Here is an 18,157-nt window from a genome sequence, read left to right on the forward strand (position 1 = left end):
ACTGTTACGAATGTTTACTGAAACCGTCACGAAATTGTGGAGATTTGTGGTGTCGTGACGACAGGGCATGCCTAGCGGCGCTTCGGGGGCGCCGGGCCGGCGAGATTACCGGCCGCCGCCGACGTCGAGCAGGGCGCCCGTCGTGTACGACGCCGCGTCGCCGAGCAGCCAGACGATCGCTTCGGCGATCTCCGGTGCCTCGCCCGCGCGGCCGAGCGGCGTTTGCGCGCCGAGGCGCGCTGCCCGGCCGGGCTGGCCGCCGCTGGCGTGAATGTCGGTCTCGATCAGGCCGGGGCGCACCGCGTTGACGCGCACGCCGTGCGGGCCGAGTTCCTTCGCCAGACCGATCGTCAACGCGTCGACCGCGCCTTTCGACCCCGCATAATCGACGTATTCGTTCGGCGAACCGAGCCGCGATGCGATCGACGACACGTTGACGATCGCGCCGCCGCGGCCGCCCCGGTCGGTGGACAGCCGGCGCGCGGCTTCGCGCGCGCACAGGTACGCGCCGAGCACGTTGGTATCGAACATTCGCCGCAGCCGGTCGGCCGTCATGTCGGCGAGCGGCATCGACGGCGCGACGATGCCCGCGTTGTTGACGAGCGCGTCGAGCCGTCCGAACGCGGCCGTGACGGTGTCGAACATCGCGATGACGTCCGCCTCGTTCGCGACATCGCCCGCGACGATGCACGCGCGGCCGCCCGCGTCGCGGACAGCCTGCGCGGTGAGCTCGGCCGCCGCCGCGTCGCGCGCGTAGTTGATGCCGACGTCCCAGCCGCGTTCGGCCGCGAGCACGGCGGTCGCGCGGCCTATGCCCCGGCTCGCGCCGGTGATGAGGACGGCCTTGCGATCGGACGGTGCGGCCATGGCGTGCGGTTTCCGGTGACGGTTACTTCGCTGCGTCGGGCGCCCACTTGTCGCGGGCGGGCGGCTGGTAGCGGCGCAGCCGCTCGATCAGTTCGACGGGTTCGGATTCGACGCACAGCGCGTCGAAATAGGCCGGACGCATGAAGCCTTCGTCGACCGTATGGCGCAGCAGCGCGATCAACGGATCGTAGAACGAATCGATGTTGTAGACCGCGACGGGCTTGCGGTGATAACCGAGCTGCGCCCACGTGTAGACCTCGAAGAGCTCTTCGAGCGTCCCGGCGCCGCCGGGCATCGCGACGAACGCGTCGGAGAGGTCGGCCATCATTTTCTTGCGGTGATGCATGTCGGGCACGACGTGCAGTTCCGACAGCCCCGTGTGACCGACTTCCTTGTCGACGAGCAGCTCGGGGATCACGCCGACCGCATGGCCGCCGGCTGCCATCACCTCGTCGGCGATCACGCCCATCAGGCCGACGCGGCCGCCGCCGTAGACGAGCGTGAGGCCCGCCTCGACGAGCGCGCGGCCGAATGCGCGCGCGGCGGCGGCATAGACGGGCCGCACGCCGGGCGACGAGCCGCAATAAACGCAGACTGCCTTCATTGCTTGGAATCCTTGGCGGAGGCCTGCCCGAGGGTGACGGGGCTGTCGGCCGGGCGCGGCGAGCCGTCGCGCGGCGGCAGGTAGTCGGTGAACTGGCGCTTGGGCAGCTTGCCCGAGACCAGATCGTCGAACAACTGGCGCGAACGGCCGCGCAGGTACGGCGCCATCACGGAGATCACGTGCATGCTGACCTGGTGCAGTTCTTCGCGAATCGCGTCCTGGTCGTTGTATTTGCGCGGATGCATCACGTACTGATACGACAGCCAGTAGGTCGAGATCACGGCCATGTTGGTCGCGATGACTTCGATCTCGGCGGGCGTCGCGACCATTTCGGCGTCGGACACGAGCAGCTCGCACATCTCGCGCGCGAAGCGCACCTTGTGGCTGATGATCTGCTTGAAGTGCGTCTCGAGCGTGCGGTTGCGGGCGAGCAGGTCGTTGAGGTCGCGGTACAGGAACCGGTAGGTCCACATGAAATCGGCCATGTACTGCAGGTACGACCAGGTTTCGTCGATCGTCGGACGATGATCTTCGGGGAAGCGCAGCCGCCGTTCGATCTGCTGCTCGAACTGCGCGAAGATGCTGTTGATGATGTCGTCCTTGTTGCGGAAATGGTAGTACAGGTTGCCTGGACTGATTTCCATTTCCTCGGCGATCGTCGTGGTCGTGACGTTCGGCTCGCCGATCTCGTTGAAGAGTTTCAACGACAACTCGAGAATCCGTTCGCGGGTGCGGCGGGGAGGTTTCGCTTCCATGTCGTCCGGCCCTGTGTGTGCCGGACTGGCGGGCGCTGCAATCGATGCTGCGTGATTCGTCCGGCGCGGGTTGCTGTTCTATGTCTAGCGGACGATTATAAACCGGGGTTTCGCCACATCGGGGGCATTTCGTGATCGCGCCCCCGCGCGGCGCATGGTGCAGCGCCGCACGCGGGCGGCCCGCGGCGCGCGCGCCCGGTCCCCGTCTAGAAGCCGAGCCAGCGTGCGACGACGGGGCCGAGCACGAAGCCCCACGTCGTCACGCACGCGAACAGCGCGACCGTCACGGCCGCGCTGCCGAGATCCTTCGCACGCTTGGAGAGTTCGTGACGCTCGAGCGAGATGCGGTCGATCGCGGCCTCGACGCTCGAGTTCAGCAGCTCGACGATCAGCACGAGCAGCACCGAGCCGATCAGCAGCGCGCGCGACGCGGCCGGCACCGGCGCGAATGCGCCGATCGGGAGCATCAGCGCGGCGAGCGTGAGTTCCTGGCGAAACGCGCTCTCCTCGCGGATCGCGACGCGAAAGCCGTTCAGCGAATGCTTGAGGGCATACCACGCGCGCGTGATGCCGCGGTGGCGCTTGTACGGGTTCGGCGGCAGCGGCGACAATGGGTCGTCGGGGCCGAGCGGCTCGTGCGCGTGCACGTCCGCTTCGGCATGCGGCTCGTCCTCGTCGAACGGACGGTGCCGTTGCGGCGTGGAGGCGGGAGGCGGGATCTTGTCGTTCAGGTCTCGTTTCAAACGGCGGCACCTTCGGCTGGCGAGTACGCGGTCTTCGGCAGCGGCTTCAGATGCGACGCGAACTGCTCGGATGCCGCGCGCCACGAGAAGCGTTCGGCCCACGCGCGCGCGGTCGTGCGTTCGATCTTCAGCGCTTCGAGGCAGGCTTCCTGCAGGTCCTCGTGCATCGCGCCCGCGTCGCCTTCGCCGAGCACGTCGATCGGGCCCGTGACGGGATACGCGGCCACCGGCGTGCCGCAGGCGAGCGCCTCGAGGAGCACGAGGCCGAACGTGTCGGTGCGACTCGGGAACACGAACACGTCGGCCGCAGCATACACCTTTGCAAGCTCGGCCTGTGACAGCACGCCGAGATAGTTCGCCTCCGGATAGCGCGACTTCAGTTCCGCGAGCGCGGGGCCTTCGCCCGCGACCCACTTCGAGCCGGGCAGGTCGAGGCGCAGGAACGCCTCGACGTTCTTTTCGATCGCGACGCGGCCCACGTACAGGAAGATCGGCCGCGCGGTGTTGAGCACCTTCGACTCCATCGGGCGGAAGATCTCGAGGTCGACGCCGCGGGTCCACAGCACGACGTTCGTGAAGCCGAATTTCTCGAGGTCCTGCTTGACGACCGGCGTCGGCGCCATCACCGCGAGCGACGGGCCGTGGAACCAGTGCAGGAAGCGGTAGGTCGCGGCCAGCGGGATGCCGAAACGCGCCTGCACGTATTCCGGAAAGCGCGTGTGGTACGCGGTCGTGTACGGCAGCTTGCGCGCGCGCGCATAACGCCGTGCGGCGAGGCCGAGCGGGCCTTCGGTCGCGATGTGCAGCGCGTCGGGCGCGAACGCATCGATCCGCGCGCGCAGCTTGCGGTACGGCAGGATCGACAGGCGGATCTCGGGGTAGGTCGGGCAGGGCACCGTGCGGAATTCCAGCGGCGTCAGCAGTTCGACGCGGTGGCCGAGCGCGGTGAGCTCGCGCGACGTGCTCTTCAGCGTGCGCACGACACCGTTGACCTGCGGTTCCCACGCGTCGGTGACGATCATGATCTTCATCGCGGCTTTGTCCTGTAAGTAGGGTTGTGTCAGGCAGTGGCCTTGGCCTTGCGCGACGTGGTCTCCGACGGTGCGGAGCGCATCACCGTCCAGTAGACGATCTTCAGTTCGCCTTCCATCGTTTCGACGAGCGCGGACAGGCTTTCGACCCAGTCGCCGTCGTTGCAGTACAGCACGCCGTCGATGTCGCGGATCTCCGCCTTGTGGATGTGGCCGCATACCACGCCGTCGCAGCCGCGGCGGCGCGCCTCGTCGGTCATCACGGTCTCGAACTGCGAAATGAAGTTGACCGCGTTCTTGACCTGGTGCTTCAGGTACTGCGACAGCGACCAGTACTGGAAGCCGAGCCGGCTGCGGATCCGGTTGAACCAGCGGTTCAGCACGAGGATCAGCGTGTACAGCGTGTCGCCGAGATACGCGAGCCATTTCGCGTGCTGGATCACGCCGTCGAACAGGTCGCCGTGCACGATCCACAAACGTTTGCCCGCAATCGTCGTGTGGAAGGCCTCGCCGCGCACCTGGATGTCGCCGAACGCGAGGTCGCAGAACTGCCGCGCGCCCTCGTCGTGATTGCCGGGGATGTAGACGACCTGCGTGCCCTTGCGCGCCTTGCGCAGGATCTTCTGCACGACGTCGTTGTGCGCCTGCGGCCAGTACCAGCCTTTCTTCAACTGCCAGCCGTCGATGATGTCGCCGACGAGATACAGGTATTCCGAATCGTTGTGGCGCAGGAAGTCGAGCAGGTACGGCGCCTGGCAGCCGCTCGAGCCGAGGTGGATGTCGGACAGCCAGATGGTGCGGTAGCGATGGGCGGACGGGTCGGGATCGTCGTGCCGCGCGGGATGCGTGGCAGGCGGTTCTTGCGACGCCAGGTCATCGGTTGCAGCCGAACCGGACAGGAAGGCGGTGGCGGCGCGGGCGCCGATAGGGTGACGGAACAGGGAGGTCGCGGACGTTTTCTGGCCCATGCATGACTCGCGCCGGTTGACATTATCGGCATTCCGCCATGCGGGCATGACTGTGCCGTGACAGTCACGAGACGTTCTTATTACGACCGCTGCCGGGTGTTTAGCAGTGAATCACGGCCCTTGCGTGACCTGCCGCACGGAACGGCCGGCGGTTGTCCGGCAGCGCCGTCTGGCCGGATGACGGAAGGCGGGACGAGCGGTTTTCGTCTGAGGAGTGCGGCGCGTCAGCGCGGTATCGCGACGACGCGGGTGCGCGCGATCCGGTCGTGCGGAAATTGGCGGCCGGCATGCAGCCGGGCCGCGCCGGCCCAGATGACGATCCACGCGGCCGTGAGCGCGAGCGTGACGGGCACCGACAGGCCGAGGAGCGGATGCAGCGCGAGCGGAGGCAGGAACCACAGCCAGCCGAGCGCATAGCGGACGAGCGCGTGGCCGGCGCTCAGCGGCCGGCCGTTCGACGATTCGAGGCGCAGCCGCCAGGTCTTCATCGGCAGCGTCTGGCCGCCGTGGGTCCAGAACCAGACGAAGTACGCGCCGACGACGAGCGCGATCCACGCGGCGAGGAGGTTGTGATGGACGAGGCCGTTGCGTTGCTGCGTCGCGAGGCCGAATGCGAGCCCGGCGAAGAACACGACACCGAACAGCAGCACGCCTTCGTAGAGCAGCGCGGCGAGGCGCCGCCGCACGGAGGGCGCGGCGGCCGGGATCTCGGGGGCGCGGGCGTCTGCCACGGCCGCTCAGGAGCCCTTGAACAGCGACGGTGCGTCGGCGGGCGACACCGGCGCCACGGCGGCCGGCGCGGACGCGGTGCCGGCCGTCGACGACGCGGGCACCGGCTGCGCGGCGGCGCCGCCCGAGGCAGGCGCCGGTGCGGCTGCGGCGCCGCTTGCCGGATGTTCGTGCGAATTGACGAGGCGGCGGACGTCACGGTCGGCGACGGTCGGCGGTGCGCTGACGACGCTCGGCCTGCGGCGGCGCTCGGCGGCCGCGAGACGTTCCTTCTGCTCCTCGGGGAGTTGCTGGTAGGCCTTCCACGCGCGCTCGCGCGCCTGCGCGGACAGCTCTTTCGCGCTCTGGTAGTTTTCGCGCGCGACGCGGCGCTGCTCGGGCGTCATCTTGGCCCATTCGGCCATCCGGTCCTGCAGGCGCTTCTGGTCATCGGGCGACAACTTCGCGAAACGCGACGCGATCTTCAGCCATTTTCGCTTGCGGGCGTCGCTGAAGCCATCCCACTGATCGGCGAACGGCGCGAGTGCCGCGTGCTGCGCCGGCGTGAGGCGCGCCCACGACAGCGGGCCGGTGGCGGCCGGCAGCGGCAGGGGCAGCGGCGGGAGTTCGGTGGCCAGCCCGGTCGCGGCCGAGGCAGGCGCGGCGGGGCTGACGGCCGCGACGGTGGTCGTCGCGGGGGCCGGGTGAAATCGGGAATAGGTGGCGACGTAGGAAACGGCGATCGCGATCACGCATCCGAAAAATACGGCCAGGCCGCGCTTCTGACTCACCCGTGCGATCCCCTCGTTATTGTCTGTTAGTGAGCGCGCGAAAGATACGCGTTGAACCCGTGATCGAGATACGCGTTGAGCGGCAGGTCGTCGCTGAGCATCGCTGCGTCGATGTCGGCGAGTTCGGCGGTGCGCTGCATGTCTTCCCAGTAGGCGATGCCGACGAGCCCCGCGAGCAGCAGCGCAAGCGGCCACGCGCGCAGCAGGCGGCGCGCGAACGACGCTTTCGGGCGGTTCACGGGCGCCGGTCCGTAGGCACCGGCCGCGCCGGCGAAGGCCGGCACGAACACCGGCGCGGTCGCGGCTTCGGGTTTCTTGCGCGCGAGCGCGGCCCGGCGGGCGATGGCCAGACGATCGGTGGTCGCGGCAGGCAGCGCGGCCGCACGCTCGTCAAGCGCGCGGCGCACCTTCAGCGCGAATTCGTGTTCTCGGTTTGCGGGAGCGGAGCTCATAGCGTGATTCCTTTGGCCTTGAGCGCTTGCGCCAGGGTATGGGTGGCCCGCGAGCAGTGCGTCTTCACGCTGCCCTCGGAGCACCCCATTGCGGCGGCAGTCTCGGCGACATCCATATCTTCCCAATAACGCATCAGGAACGCTTCCCGTTGACGCGCCGGAAGCTTCTGGATTTCTTCGTCGATCAGGGCCAGAACCTGCTCTCTTTCGAGGCGGTGCTCGCTGCTCTCGACGCCCGCGTTGTCGTCCGCGGATTCGAGTGTTTCGAGCGGGTCGAAGTCTTCGTCGTCGGTATTGTTCAGCGACGAGAAGAGCGTGACCCACGTGTTGCGGACCTTCTGCCGGCGAAACCAGTCGTGGACCGTATTCTGCAGGATCCGCTGAAAAAGCAGCGGCAATTCGGCCGCCGGCCGGTCGCCGTACTTTTCCGCAAGCTTGATCATCGCGTCCTGCACGATGTCGAGCGACGCATCGTCGTCACGCACGGCGTACGCAGCCTGCTTGAACGCGCGCCTTTCGACGCCCGCCAGAAAGTCGGCGAGTTCCTTGTCTGATGCCATTCCGTGAAGGTATGCGCTGCGGGCCGCTGCGTGGTGTAAAAGGTCGAAAAATTTCGTAAAACCCGCGGATGCTATCAAATTTTCGTGCCGCTTGGCACCGGGTCGGGCGCCGCACGTTGCGCGCGAGCCGCGGCGGCGGGGCGCCGGGCGGCGCGCATGATGCGGTGCGGGATATTTTGCTTGACGACCCAACCACGACCCGCTATCGTCAACGATTCGCAACATGAAGTGATGGTCTCATTTGAGGCTGGCCCAAGAAGCCCGCCCTTCAAACTGGACGCGCCGCTTGAACCCGAGCCACAAGCCCGGCAGAGAGCACCCGATCAATTTTTTGCCGAAAATTCGAAAGGTCAAAATGAACATGCCCAGCGCGGAATTCTCCACGTCGGAACCCCTTTCCCCTCCCGATAGCGACTCCATCGGCGGCACCGTGCTGATGAAGGCACTCGCCGACGAAAACGTCGAATTCATCTGGGGCTATCCCGGCGGCTCGGTTCTCTATATCTACGACGAGCTGTACAAGCAGGACAAGATTCAGCACGTGCTGGTGCGCCACGAACAGGCGGCCGTGCACGCAGCCGATGCGTATGCGCGTTCCACCGGCAATGTCGGCGTCTGCCTCGTGACGTCGGGCCCCGGTGTCACCAACGCGGTGACCGGCATCGCAACGGCCTACATGGATTCGATCCCGATGGTCGTGATCAGCGGCCAGGTGCCGACTGCCGCGATCGGCCAGGACGCTTTCCAGGAGTGCGACACCGTCGGCATCACGCGTCCGTGCGTGAAGCACAACTTCCTCGTGAAGGACGTGCGCGACCTCGCGGAAACCGTCAAGAAGGCGTTCTACATCGCCCGCACCGGCCGTCCGGGCCCAGTGCTGATCGACATCCCGAAGGACATCTCGAAGACGCCGTGCCAGTACGAGCCCGTCAAGAGCGTGTCGCTGCGTTCGTACAACCCCGTCACGAAGGGCCATTCGGGCCAGATCCGCAAGGCCGTGTCGCTGCTGCTGACGGCGAAGCGTCCTTACATCTACACGGGTGGCGGCATCATCCTCGCCGACGCGTCGCGTGAACTGAACCAGTTCGCGGACCTGCTCGGCTACCCGGTCACGAACACGCTGATGGGCCTCGGCGGCTATCGCGCGTCGGACAAGAAATTCCTCGGCATGCTCGGCATGCACGGCACCTACGAAGCGAACATGGCGATGCAGCACTGCGACGTGCTGATCGCGATCGGTGCCCGCTTCGACGACCGCGTGATCGGCGACCCGGCGCACTTCGCGTCGCGTCCGCGCAAGATCATCCACATCGACATCGACCCGTCGTCGATCTCGAAGCGCGTGAAGGTCGACATCCCGATCGTCGGCGACGTGAAGGAAGTGCTCAAGGAGCTGATCGAGCAGCTGCAGACGGCCGAGCACGGCCCCGACACCGAGGCGCTCGCGCAATGGTGGAAGGACATCGAGGGCTGGCGCGCGAAGGACTGCCTGAAGTACGACCGCGAAAGCGAGATCATCAAGCCGCAGTACGTGGTGGAGAAGGCGTGGGAGCTGACGGACGGCAATGCGTTCGTGTGCTCGGACGTCGGCCAGCACCAGATGTGGGCCGCGCAGTTCTACCGTTTCAACAAGCCGCGTCGCTGGATCAACTCCGGCGGCCTCGGCACGATGGGCTTCGGCCTGCCGGCGGCGATGGGCGTCAAGATGGCGCACCCGGACGACGACGTGCTGTGCATCACGGGCGAAGGCTCGATCCAGATGTGCATCCAGGAGTTGTCGACCTGCCTGCAGTACGACACGCCCGTGAAGATCATTTCGCTGAACAACCGCTACCTCGGCATGGTCCGCCAGTGGCAGCAGATCGAATACAGCAAGCGCTATTCGCATTCGTACATGGATGCGCTGCCCGATTTCGTGAAGCTCGCCGAAGCGTACGGCCATGTCGGCTTGCGGATCGAAAAGACCTCGGATGTGGAGCCGGCGCTGAAGGAAGCGCTGCGCCTGAAGGACCGCACCGTGTTTCTCGACTTCCAGACCGATCCGACCGAAAACGTCTGGCCGATGGTACAGGCCGGCAAGGGCATCACCGAGATGCTGCTCGGATCGGAAGATCTGTAACGGCGCGACGCGCGCCTGGCCCGAGGCGGCCGCCTTCACGAAGGGCGGTGCGGCACGCGGCGGCGCGCGGCGCGAGTGAATCGACACGGACACATTCTGGAAGAAGCGAACATGAGACACATCATTTCCGTCCTGCTGGAGAACGAACCGGGCGCGCTGTCGCGCGTGGTCGGTCTGTTTTCCGCACGCGGCTACAACATCGAAACCTTGACGGTGGCGCCGACCGAAGACCAATCGCTGTCGCGGCTCACCATCGTTTCCATTGGCTCCGACGACGTGATCGAACAGATCACGAAGCATCTGAACCGCCTGATCGAGGTGGTGAAAGTGGTGGACCTGACCGACGGTGCACACATCGAACGCGAGCTGATGCTGATCAAGGTACGTGCAGTGGGCAAGGAGCGCGAAGAAATGAAGCGGATGTCGGACATTTTCCGCGGCCGCATCATCGACGTGACCGAGAAGACCTACACGATCGAATTGACGGGCGCGAGCGACAAGCTCGACGCATTCATCCAGGGGCTGGACGCGGGCGCGATCCTCGAGACCGTGCGCACCGGCAGCTCCGGCATCGGACGCGGCGAGCGCATCCTGAAGGTGTGATGCCGAATTTGCCAGACCGGCACGCCGGGTGCGCCGTCATGTCCCGGCCCGCAGTACTCCATCCGAACGAATTGTTGAATTTTTGAATTAGCGAAGGAACCATCATGAACGTTTTCTACGACAAAGACGCCGACCTCTCCCTCATCAAGGGCAAGCAAGTCACGATCATCGGCTACGGCTCGCAAGGCCATGCGCACGCGCTGAACCTGAAGGAAAGCGGCGTGAACGTGACGGTCGGCCTGCGCAAGGACGGCGCGTCGTGGAGCAAGGCCGAAAACGCCGGCCTGTCGGTCAAGGAAGTCGCGGAAGCGGTGAAGGGCGCGGACGTCGTCATGATGCTGCTGCCGGACGAGCAGATCGCCGACGTGTACGCGAAGGAAGTGCACGCGAACATCAAGCAAGGCGCGGCGCTGGCATTCGCGCACGGCTTCAACGTCCACTACGGCCAGGTGATCCCGCGCGCCGATCTCGACGTGATCATGATCGCGCCGAAGGCACCGGGCCACACCGTGCGCGGCACGTACTCGCAAGGCGGCGGCGTGCCGCACCTGATCGCGGTTGCGCAGAACAAGTCGGGCGCGGCACGCGACATCGCGCTGTCGTACGCGGCGGCGAACGGCGGCGGCCGTGCCGGCATCATCGAGACGAACTTCCGTGAAGAGACCGAAACCGACCTGTTCGGCGAGCAGGCCGTGCTGTGCGGCGGTACCGTCGAGCTGATCAAGGCGGGCTTCGAGACGCTGGTCGAAGCAGGCTACGCGCCGGAAATGGCGTACTTCGAGTGCCTGCACGAACTGAAGCTGATCGTCGACCTGATCTACGAAGGCGGCATCGCGAACATGAACTACTCGATCTCGAACAACGCCGAGTACGGCGAGTACGTGACGGGCCCGCGCGTCGTCACGGAAGAGACGAAGAAGGCGATGAAGCAGTGCCTGACCGACATCCAGACCGGCGAGTACGCGAAGAGCTTCATTCTCGAGAACAAGGCAGGCGCCCCGACGCTGCAGTCGCGCCGTCGCCTGACGGCCGAGCACCAGATCGAACAGGTCGGTGCGAAGCTGCGTGCGATGATGCCGTGGATCGCGAAGAACAAGCTCGTCGACCAGACGAAGAACTAAGCTCCGCGAGCTGTTCCGGCCCTTCGAGTGGAGGGTCGGTTTCAAAAAGCCGTCCGAAGGCAGCAGTGCCCCGGGCGGCTTTTGCTATCCTACGGGCTTTGCAATTCACCGAACACAGAACGAATCCATGAACTATCCTCATCCGATCATCGCGCGCGAAGGCTGGCCGTTCATCGCGATTGCTGCCGTCATCGCGCTGTTGATCCACGCCGTCGGGGGCTTCGGCTTCGCGTGGCCGTTCTGGCTGCTGCTCGTCTTCGTCGTCCAGTTCTTCCGCGATCCGCAGCGCCCGATCCCCGCGCAGCCGAACGCGGTGCTGTGCCCGGCAGACGGCCGCATCGTCGCGGTCGAGACCGCACAAGACCCGTACGCGAACCGTGAAGCGCTGAAGATCAGCGTGTTCATGAACGTATTCAATGTCCATTCGCAGCGTTCGCCGGTCGACGGCGCGATCACCAAGGTCGAGTACTTCCCGGGCGCGTTCCTGAACGCGGCGATCGACAAGGCCTCGACCGAGAACGAGCGCAATGCGGTCGTGATCCAGACGGCGAGCGGCAAGACCGTCACCGCCGTGCAGATCGCGGGCCTCGTCGCCCGCCGGATTCTCTGTTACGTGCGTGCCGGCGAGCCGCTGTCGCGCGGGCAGCGCTACGGTTTCATCCGCTTCGGCTCGCGCGTCGACGTGTACCTGCCGCTCGGCAGCCGCGCGAAGGTGTCGATCGGCGAGAAGGTCTACGCGTCGTCGACGATCCTCGCCGAGCTCGAGCAGTAAGCGGCGGGGCGCACGATGGCCGCATTCAAACCGCGTCGGCCGCGTAACGGCTCCGGCCAGACGCCACGACCGTTCCGCCGCAACAAGGGGATGGCGCCCGATCCGGCGCCGCTCGAGAGCCGTCGCGCCGCGCGCCAGCGGTTCCTGAAGACGCGCGGCATCTACCTGCTGCCGAACGCATTCACGACCGCCGCGCTGTTCTGCGGCTTTTTCGCGGTCGTGCAGGCGATGAACGTGCGCTTCGAGATCGCCGCGATCGCGATTTTCGTCGCGATGGTGCTCGACGGGATGGACGGGCGCGTCGCGCGCATGACGCACACGCAGAGCGCGTTCGGCGAGCAGTTCGACAGCCTGTCGGACATGGTGTCGTTCGGCGTCGCGCCCGCGCTCGTGATGTACGAGTGGGTGCTGAAGGATCTCGGCCGCTGGGGCTGGCTGGCCGCGTTCGTCTACTGCTCGGGTGCTGCGCTGCGCCTCGCGCGCTTCAACACGAACATCGGCGTGGTCGACAAGCGCTTCTTCCAGGGGCTGCCGAGCCCGGCCGCCGCCGCGCTGATCGCGGGCTTCGTGTGGCTCGCGACCGACAACCGCGTGCCGATGAAGCTCGGCTGGTTGCCGTGGGTCGCGTTCGTGCTGACGATCTACGCCGGCGTGACGATGGTGTCGAATGCGCCGTTCTACAGCGGCAAGGCGCTCGACGTGCGGCACCGCGTGCCGTTCGCGGCGATCCTGCTGGTCGTCGTCGCGTTCGTGCTCGTGTCGTCCGATCCGCCGCTGATGCTGTTCTGCCTGTTCGTGCTGTACGGGCTGTCCGGCTACGTGTTCTGGGCCTACATGGCCGTCCGCGGGCGCGCGAATCCGGCGCGCTCGTCTCAGCGCGATCACTGACGTGCGATCGACCGGAAACGGCGGCCTCACGGCCGCCGTTTTCATTTGCCCCTTTTCCGCGCCGGGCGGCCGGAATCCCCGGGCGGCGTCCGATTGCGCGGCCAGCGGAATGCCGCTATAGTCTTTGGCATGACTGCATTTTCCCGCCTCTCCCTCCTTCTAGCCGGTGCGCCGCTACGCGCGCTAGCTTTGGCGCGCCTGCCGCGCTGACCGTTCTCGCCCTCCGTCAAGCCTCGTCTGTTGTTGAGCGTCGCCAGCGGTGGCGCGATCTCATTACGTTTGACTTCCGTATAAAGAGCCCTGGAGCCCCCCATGACAGACAAGCTGATCATTTTCGATACGACGTTGCGTGACGGCGAACAATCGCCCGGCGCGTCGATGACGAAGGAAGAGAAAATCCGCATCGCGAAGAATCTCGAGCGGATGAAGGTCGACGTGATCGAGGCCGGCTTCGCGGCCAGCTCGAACGGCGACTTCGACGCGATCCACACGATCGCCGGTCTGGTGAAGGACAGCACGATCTGCTCGCTGGCGCGGGCCAACGACAAGGACATCCAGCGCGCGGCCGACGCGCTGAAGCCGGCCAACAGCTTCCGGATCCACACGTTCATCGCGACGTCGCCGCTGCACATGGAGAAGAAGCTGCGGATGACGCCCGACCAGGTGTTCGAGCAGGCGCGCCTCGCGGTGCGTTTCGCGCGCAAGTTCACCGACAACGTCGAGTTCTCGCCGGAAGACGGCAGCCGCTCCGACATGGATTTCCTGTGCCGCGTGCTGGAAGCCGTGATCGCCGAAGGCGCGACGACGATCAACATCGCCGACACGGTCGGCTACGGCGTGCCCGAGCTCTACGGCAACCTCGTGAAGACGCTGCGCGAGCGCATTCCGAACTCGGACAAGGCGATCTTCTCGGTGCACTGCCACAACGACCTCGGCATGGCCGTCGCGAACTCGCTCGCCGGCGTGAAGATCGGCGGCGCGCGTCAGGTCGAGTGCACGATCAACGGTCTCGGCGAGCGCGCGGGCAACACGTCGCTCGAAGAAATCGTGATGGCCGTGAAGACGCGCAAGGACTACTTCGGTCTCGACGTCGGCATCGACACGTCGCAGATCGTGCCGACGTCGAAGCTCGTGTCGCAGATCACCGGCTTCGTCGTGCAGCCGAACAAGGCGGTGGTCGGCGCGAACGCGTTCGCGCACGCGTCGGGCATTCACCAGGATGGCGTGCTGAAGGCGCGCGACACCTACGAGATCATGCGCGCGGAAGACGTGGGCTGGACCGCGAACAAGATCGTGCTCGGCAAGCTGTCGGGCCGTAACGCGTTCAAGCAGCGCCTGCAGGAGCTCGGCGTGTCGCTCGACAGCGAAGCCGAACTGAATGCCGCATTCATGCGCTTCAAGGACCTGGCCGACCGCAAGGCCGAGATCTTCGACGAGGACATCATCGCGATCGTCTCCGAGGAGTCGGCACTCGCGCACGAGCAGGAGCACTACAAGTTCGTGTCGCTGGCGCAGCGCTCGGAAACCGGCGAGCAGCCGCAGGCGAAGGTCGTGTTCGCGGTCGAAGGCCGGGAAGTGACGGGCGAGGCACGCGGCAACGGCCCGGTCGACGCAACGTTCAATGCGATCGAGGGTGAAGTCGGCAGCGGTTCCGAGCTGCTGCTGTACTCGGTGAACGCGATCACGACCGGCACGCAGGCGCAGGGCGAAGTGACCGTCCGGCTGTCGAAGAGCGGGCGGATCGTCAACGGCGTCGGCACCGATCCGGACATCGTCGCCGCATCGGCGAAGGCGTACATTTCCGCGCTGAACAAGCTGCACTCGAAGGACGACAAGCTCAACCCGCAGCGCGCGTAAGCGCCGCGCGCAGCGCACCACCGAAACGCCCCGCGCGGCCGTGTGCCGCCGGGGCGTTTTTTCATCGGCCGCTCATTCGGCCGCGGGGGCGCGGAACAGCCAGCGGCGCGCGGCGGGGCGCTGCGCCGGGCTGCGCCGGCGGAACTCGACCGCGATCCCGCGCCGCGGCGCGTCGGCGACGAACGCGTCGAGCAGTTCGAGCACGTCGTGATCGATGTAGTCGGCGCGCGTCGCGTCGATGATCACGGCCGCGCGATCCGGAATGTGCCGCAGGTGGTGCTTGACCTGCACCTTGCCGAGGAACGACACGTCCTTGCGGAACGACAGCAGGAAGTGGTCGTCGTGCTGCGCGAGCGTGACGGGGCTCTTCAGGTTCGCGACCGCGACGGCCAGCACGCTGCACGCGAGGCCGAGCGCGATGCCGAACAGCAGGTCGACCGCGAGCACGCCGACGATCGTCGCCGCGAACGGCACGAAGGCGGCCGGCCCTTGCTTCATCACCGAACGGAACAGCGCCGGCTTCGCGAGCTTGAAGCCCGTATGGATCAGGATCGCGGCCAGGCTCGCGAGCGGGATCAGGTTGATGAGGCCGGTGAGCGCGAACACGCTCGCGAGCAGCAGCATCCCGTGGACGATGGCCGACATCCGGCTTTGCGCGCCCGCGTTGACGTTCACCGAGCTGCGCACGATCACCGACGTGATCGGCAGTCCGCCGACCGCGCCCGCGACGAGATTGCCGACGCCCTGCGCCTTCAGCTCGCGATCGGGCTGGGTCGGCCGGCGCTTCGGATCGATCTGCTCGACCGCTTCGAGGCTCAGCAGCGTCTCGAGGCTCGCGACGACCGCGAGCGTGATCGCGACGCGCCACACGTCCGGATTGACGAGCTGCGCGAAGTTCGGGCCGAGCTCCGCGTGCTTGAGCGAGGCCGCGAACGCCGCGAACGATCCGAGCTCGGGCAGCGTCACGCGATGGGCCGCGCCCGGCGCCACGGCCGGCGCGACGAAGCCCAGCACGAGCGTCGCGCCGATCCCGAGCACGACGACCGCGAGCGGCGCGGGCACCGCGCGCACCAGCGCGAAGCGGCGCAGCGCGGGCGTGTCCCAGGCGATCAGCAGCGCGAGCGACGCGAGCGCGATGGCCGTGGCGGCCCATGCGACCGGCAGGTCCGGCCAGTTCGCAAACGATTGCGCGGCCGAGCCGCCGATGCCGAACGCGAACGGCATCTGCTTCACGATCAGCAGCAGGCCGATTGCGGCGAGCATGCCCTTGATGACGGGCGACGGCACGTAGGCGGCGAAGCGGCCGGCGCGCAGCATGCCGAACCCGAACTGCAGCACGCCGGACAGCAGCACCGCGAGCAGGAACGCGGAGAAGCTGCCGAGTTGCGCGATCCCTTCGACGACGATCACGACGAGGCCGGCGGCCGGCCCGCTGACGGACAGCGACGAGCCGCTCAGCAGCGCGACGACGATGCCGCCGACGATGCCGGACACGAGCCCGGCGAACGGCTCGACGCCGGAGGCGTTGGCGATGCCGAGACAGAGCGGCAGCGCGACGAGGAAAACGACGATGCCGGCGACGATGTCGCGCGGCAGGGTGGAGAGGCGCTCGTTCAGTTTCATGGTTGGGGCGTTTTCGTGGGCGTTGGGGCGGGGGATGAATCAGCCGAGCGCGGCGGCGGTCGTGGCCAGCGCGGGTTCGACGTCGACGGGTGGGGCCGCGTAGCCGGAATCGAGCTCCAGCAGGCGACCGTCGGCGAGCGAGAAGATCCAGCCATGCACGAGCGGCGGCCGTTCGCGGCCGCGCACGATCGGCGATGCGCGCAGCAGCCGCACCTGTTCGAGGACGTTCAGTTCGGCGAGGCGGTCGGCGGCGGCCGTGTCGTCGAGGCCGTCGAGCGTGTCGCGATGGCGCCGCGCGAGCGCGCAGAGCGGCGCGATGCGGCGCGCGACGTGCGGCAGGTCGGCCGGCGGCGGCAGCAGCGATGCGCGCACGCCGCCGCAGCCGTAGTGCCCGCACACGATCACGTGGTCGACCTTCAGCACCCGCACCGCGTACTCGAGCACGCTGGCGGAGTTGTCGTCGTCGGGATGGAACAGGTTCGCGATGTTGCGATGGACGAACAGTTCGCCGGGCGCGCAGTGCGTGATGGTTTCGGCCGGCACGCGGCTGTCGGCGCAGCCGATCCACAGCACGCGCGGGTTCTGGCCGCGCGCGAGCGCGTCGAAGAAACCGGGCGTGTGTTCACGCGTCTCGCGGGCCCAGGCAATGTTGGCAACCAGCATGCTCTTGGGGCGATTCATGAGGACTCCTTTGTAATAAAGGCAAATCAATATCGATCGAAATGACGCAACCCCATTCTTTCTAAATTGAAAGGTTGGATTTCGACTGATATTAGGGGTATGCCCTAGCATTCCGGTGGCATTGAAACAAATTGTTTCAAATTGATTTGGCGCAGTGCATTGCTTGCACCAACCCGACGCACGACAGGCACCGGGCATGACAGTATCCGCGCAGACGACCGCATGACGGGGCGTTCAGCGGATTGCCATCGGGATGTCATCGACCGGAAAAGTTTTCCGTCATATTCCGTGAATTAAATAGCGGATCGGAAAAAACGAAATGGCCATTCACGCAATAATTCGTGAATGGCCATGGTGAAAATTGCGCGTAAATGCGTAATCGGTCAGAACAGGTTGCGACGATCGGGATCGTGCATCGGGTCCGGTGTTTTCTGCGTGATGCGCAGGATGCCCTGCGGATCGAAATAGAAGCTGTACATCATGTACCAGACGTTGTCCTCGAGATACCGGTACGTCCATACCTCGCGCTTCATCAGCGGGAAGTAGGACGTCTCGACCGGGCGTCCGAAATTGACGAGCACGTCGGTCTTCGTCCACTTGCCGATCTCCGCGCGATAGAACTCGCTCGGCTGCAGCACCTGGCGCACGTTGACGATCTTGTGGGCCGCGTCGACGTCGGCCGCGATCGTGATTTCGCCCATCGGCTGGGTCGGCCACATCAGCCGCTTGCCGCCGCCGGGCAGGTCGTAGATCTCGCGCGGCGGGCCCATGCGCGCGACGATCGCCGATTCGTCCTGGCCGGCCTGGTATTGCTGCCACGGTTGCGCGCAACCGGCCAGCAGTGCCGCGGCGCCGGCGACCAGCACCGGCAGGCGCGCGGGAATGCGAATGCGCATGGGATCCTCCAGAACACGGAAACAGGCCCCGTTGTATCACGGACGGCGCGTGCCGGTGCATCGCGCGGAAAAAATCGGTGCGGATCGGCGGCGCGGCGAGGCTTGCGGGCGGCGGGCG

General features: G+C 66.4%; 19 protein-coding genes. 6 read left to right on the forward strand and 13 right to left on the reverse strand.

The window, feature by feature from the left end; translation table 11 throughout:
- Nucleotides 1-105: 105 nt before the first annotated feature.
- The 10 genes from HWX00_RS26760 to HWX00_RS26805 all read right to left on the reverse strand — a co-directional run bounded on the left by HWX00_RS26760 (nucleotide 106) and on the right by HWX00_RS26805 (nucleotide 7,479).
- Nucleotides 106-867, reverse strand: a complete 762-nt coding sequence (locus HWX00_RS26760; RefSeq protein WP_175028916.1) for an SDR family oxidoreductase — start codon at nucleotides 865-867, stop codon at nucleotides 106-108.
- Nucleotides 868-889: 22 nt separating this feature from the next.
- The gene (locus HWX00_RS26765; protein ID WP_034190784.1) at nucleotides 890-1,471 is read right to left on the reverse strand and encodes an LOG family protein; all 582 of its coding nucleotides are present in this window, start codon (nucleotides 1,469-1,471) and stop codon (nucleotides 890-892) included.
- Nucleotides 1,468-2,226, reverse strand: a complete 759-nt coding sequence (locus HWX00_RS26770; protein ID WP_034190785.1) for a TetR/AcrR family transcriptional regulator — start codon at nucleotides 2,224-2,226, stop codon at nucleotides 1,468-1,470. Before HWX00_RS26770 ends, HWX00_RS26765 begins: the two co-directional genes overlap by 4 nt.
- A gap of 206 nt (nucleotides 2,227-2,432) precedes the next feature.
- Nucleotides 2,433-2,969 carry a diacylglycerol kinase gene (locus tag HWX00_RS26775; RefSeq protein WP_069705560.1) on the reverse strand — a complete coding sequence of 179 codons (537 nt, stop codon included), beginning with the start codon at nucleotides 2,967-2,969 and terminating at the stop codon, nucleotides 2,433-2,435.
- Nucleotides 2,966-4,000, reverse strand: coding sequence for a glycosyltransferase family 4 protein (locus HWX00_RS26780; RefSeq protein ID WP_034190787.1), 1,035 nt, complete (start codon nucleotides 3,998-4,000; stop codon nucleotides 2,966-2,968). The genes HWX00_RS26775 and HWX00_RS26780 overlap by 4 nt, the downstream gene beginning before the upstream one ends.
- A 29-nt stretch (nucleotides 4,001-4,029) precedes the next feature.
- Nucleotides 4,030-4,968, reverse strand: a complete 939-nt coding sequence (locus HWX00_RS26785; RefSeq protein ID WP_049029370.1) for a UDP-2,3-diacylglucosamine diphosphatase — start codon at nucleotides 4,966-4,968, stop codon at nucleotides 4,030-4,032.
- A gap of 224 nt (nucleotides 4,969-5,192) precedes the next feature.
- Nucleotides 5,193-5,699 carry an RDD family protein gene (locus HWX00_RS26790; protein WP_034190789.1) on the reverse strand — a complete coding sequence of 169 codons (507 nt, stop codon included), beginning with the start codon at nucleotides 5,697-5,699 and terminating at the stop codon, nucleotides 5,193-5,195.
- Between the two features lie 6 nt (nucleotides 5,700-5,705).
- Nucleotides 5,706-6,467 (reverse strand): DUF3106 domain-containing protein, encoded by a 762-nt coding sequence (locus HWX00_RS26795; RefSeq protein ID WP_034190790.1) that lies wholly within the window; start codon nucleotides 6,465-6,467, stop codon nucleotides 5,706-5,708.
- Nucleotides 6,468-6,493: 26 nt separating this feature from the next.
- Nucleotides 6,494-6,919, reverse strand: a complete 426-nt coding sequence (locus tag HWX00_RS26800) for a DUF3619 family protein (RefSeq protein WP_034190791.1) — start codon at nucleotides 6,917-6,919, stop codon at nucleotides 6,494-6,496.
- Nucleotides 6,916-7,479, reverse strand: coding sequence for an RNA polymerase sigma factor (locus HWX00_RS26805; RefSeq protein WP_034190792.1), 564 nt, complete (start codon nucleotides 7,477-7,479; stop codon nucleotides 6,916-6,918). The genes HWX00_RS26800 and HWX00_RS26805 overlap by 4 nt, the downstream gene beginning before the upstream one ends.
- 355 nt (nucleotides 7,480-7,834) lie before the next feature.
- Here HWX00_RS26805 and HWX00_RS26810 point away from each other — a divergent pair, with 355 nt between their 5' ends.
- From HWX00_RS26810 to HWX00_RS26835, 6 genes are all read left to right on the forward strand, one after another.
- On the forward strand, nucleotides 7,835-9,598 hold the full coding sequence (locus tag HWX00_RS26810; RefSeq protein WP_034190793.1) for an acetolactate synthase 3 catalytic subunit: 1,764 nt from the start codon (nucleotides 7,835-7,837) through the stop codon (nucleotides 9,596-9,598).
- Nucleotides 9,599-9,709: 111 nt separating this feature from the next.
- Nucleotides 9,710-10,201: an acetolactate synthase small subunit gene (gene ilvN / locus HWX00_RS26815; protein ID WP_006398781.1), complete on the forward strand. Its 492-nt coding sequence runs from the start codon at nucleotides 9,710-9,712 to the stop codon at nucleotides 10,199-10,201.
- A gap of 104 nt (nucleotides 10,202-10,305) precedes the next feature.
- Nucleotides 10,306-11,322, forward strand: coding sequence for a ketol-acid reductoisomerase (gene ilvC, locus HWX00_RS26820; RefSeq protein WP_034190794.1), 1,017 nt, complete (start codon nucleotides 10,306-10,308; stop codon nucleotides 11,320-11,322).
- 127 nt (nucleotides 11,323-11,449) lie between these two features.
- Complete coding sequence (locus HWX00_RS26825) at nucleotides 11,450-12,094, forward strand: phosphatidylserine decarboxylase (protein ID WP_031401923.1); 645 nt, start codon at nucleotides 11,450-11,452, stop codon at nucleotides 12,092-12,094.
- A gap of 15 nt (nucleotides 12,095-12,109) precedes the next feature.
- On the forward strand, nucleotides 12,110-12,982 hold the full coding sequence (gene pssA / locus HWX00_RS26830) for a CDP-diacylglycerol--serine O-phosphatidyltransferase (RefSeq protein WP_034190795.1): 873 nt from the start codon (nucleotides 12,110-12,112) through the stop codon (nucleotides 12,980-12,982).
- A gap of 312 nt (nucleotides 12,983-13,294) precedes the next feature.
- A complete protein-coding gene (locus HWX00_RS26835) occupies nucleotides 13,295-14,839 on the forward strand; it encodes a 2-isopropylmalate synthase (RefSeq protein WP_034190796.1) in 1,545 nt (514 codons plus the stop codon).
- 72 nt (nucleotides 14,840-14,911) lie between these two features.
- Here the strand turns inward: HWX00_RS26835 and HWX00_RS26840 are convergent, their stop codons facing one another.
- The 3 genes from HWX00_RS26840 to HWX00_RS26850 form a co-directional block, all read right to left on the reverse strand.
- The gene (locus tag HWX00_RS26840; RefSeq protein ID WP_175028762.1) at nucleotides 14,912-16,462 is read right to left on the reverse strand and encodes a SulP family inorganic anion transporter; all 1,551 of its coding nucleotides are present in this window, start codon (nucleotides 16,460-16,462) and stop codon (nucleotides 14,912-14,914) included.
- 39 nt (nucleotides 16,463-16,501) lie between these two features.
- Nucleotides 16,502-17,143 (reverse strand): carbonic anhydrase, encoded by a 642-nt coding sequence (locus HWX00_RS26845; RefSeq protein ID WP_034190798.1) that lies wholly within the window; start codon nucleotides 17,141-17,143, stop codon nucleotides 16,502-16,504.
- Between the two features lie 383 nt (nucleotides 17,144-17,526).
- On the reverse strand, nucleotides 17,527-18,039 hold the full coding sequence (locus tag HWX00_RS26850) for a hypothetical protein (RefSeq protein WP_034190799.1): 513 nt from the start codon (nucleotides 18,037-18,039) through the stop codon (nucleotides 17,527-17,529).
- Between the last annotated feature and the right edge of the window lie 118 nt (nucleotides 18,040-18,157).

It is taken from the genome of Burkholderia seminalis DSM 23518 (genome assembly GCF_902832885.1).
GTDB lineage: Bacteria > Pseudomonadota > Gammaproteobacteria > Burkholderiales > Burkholderiaceae > Burkholderia > Burkholderia seminalis.

Excerpts from the sequence above, each read along its gene's own strand:
- HWX00_RS26760 (WP_175028916.1), bottom strand. The coding sequence starts at position 867 with ATGGCCGCACCGTCCGATCGCAAGGCCGTCCTCATCACCGGCGCGAGC.
- HWX00_RS26765 (WP_034190784.1), bottom strand. The coding sequence starts at position 1,471 with ATGAAGGCAGTCTGCGTTTATTGCGGCTCGTCGCCCGGCGTGCGGCCC.
- HWX00_RS26770 (WP_034190785.1), bottom strand. The coding sequence starts at position 2,226 with ATGGAAGCGAAACCTCCCCGCCGCACCCGCGAACGGATTCTCGAGTTG.
- HWX00_RS26780 (WP_034190787.1), bottom strand. The coding sequence starts at position 4,000 with ATGAAGATCATGATCGTCACCGACGCGTGGGAACCGCAGGTCAACGGT.
- HWX00_RS26785 (WP_049029370.1), bottom strand. The coding sequence starts at position 4,968 with ATGGGCCAGAAAACGTCCGCGACCTCCCTGTTCCGTCACCCTATCGGC.
- HWX00_RS26800 (WP_034190791.1), bottom strand. The coding sequence starts at position 6,919 with ATGAGCTCCGCTCCCGCAAACCGAGAACACGAATTCGCGCTGAAGGTG.
- HWX00_RS26805 (WP_034190792.1), bottom strand. The coding sequence starts at position 7,479 with ATGGCATCAGACAAGGAACTCGCCGACTTTCTGGCGGGCGTCGAAAGG.
- HWX00_RS26810 (WP_034190793.1), top strand. The coding sequence starts at position 7,835 with ATGAACATGCCCAGCGCGGAATTCTCCACGTCGGAACCCCTTTCCCCT.
- ilvN (WP_006398781.1), top strand. The coding sequence starts at position 9,710 with ATGAGACACATCATTTCCGTCCTGCTGGAGAACGAACCGGGCGCGCTG.
- ilvC (WP_034190794.1), top strand. The coding sequence starts at position 10,306 with ATGAACGTTTTCTACGACAAAGACGCCGACCTCTCCCTCATCAAGGGC.
- HWX00_RS26825 (WP_031401923.1), top strand. The coding sequence starts at position 11,450 with ATGAACTATCCTCATCCGATCATCGCGCGCGAAGGCTGGCCGTTCATC.
- pssA (WP_034190795.1), top strand. The coding sequence starts at position 12,110 with ATGGCCGCATTCAAACCGCGTCGGCCGCGTAACGGCTCCGGCCAGACG.
- HWX00_RS26835 (WP_034190796.1), top strand. The coding sequence starts at position 13,295 with ATGACAGACAAGCTGATCATTTTCGATACGACGTTGCGTGACGGCGAA.
- HWX00_RS26840 (WP_175028762.1), bottom strand. The coding sequence starts at position 16,462 with ATGAAACTGAACGAGCGCCTCTCCACCCTGCCGCGCGACATCGTCGCC.
- HWX00_RS26845 (WP_034190798.1), bottom strand. The coding sequence starts at position 17,143 with ATGAATCGCCCCAAGAGCATGCTGGTTGCCAACATTGCCTGGGCCCGC.
- HWX00_RS26850 (WP_034190799.1), bottom strand. The coding sequence starts at position 18,039 with ATGCGCATTCGCATTCCCGCGCGCCTGCCGGTGCTGGTCGCCGGCGCC.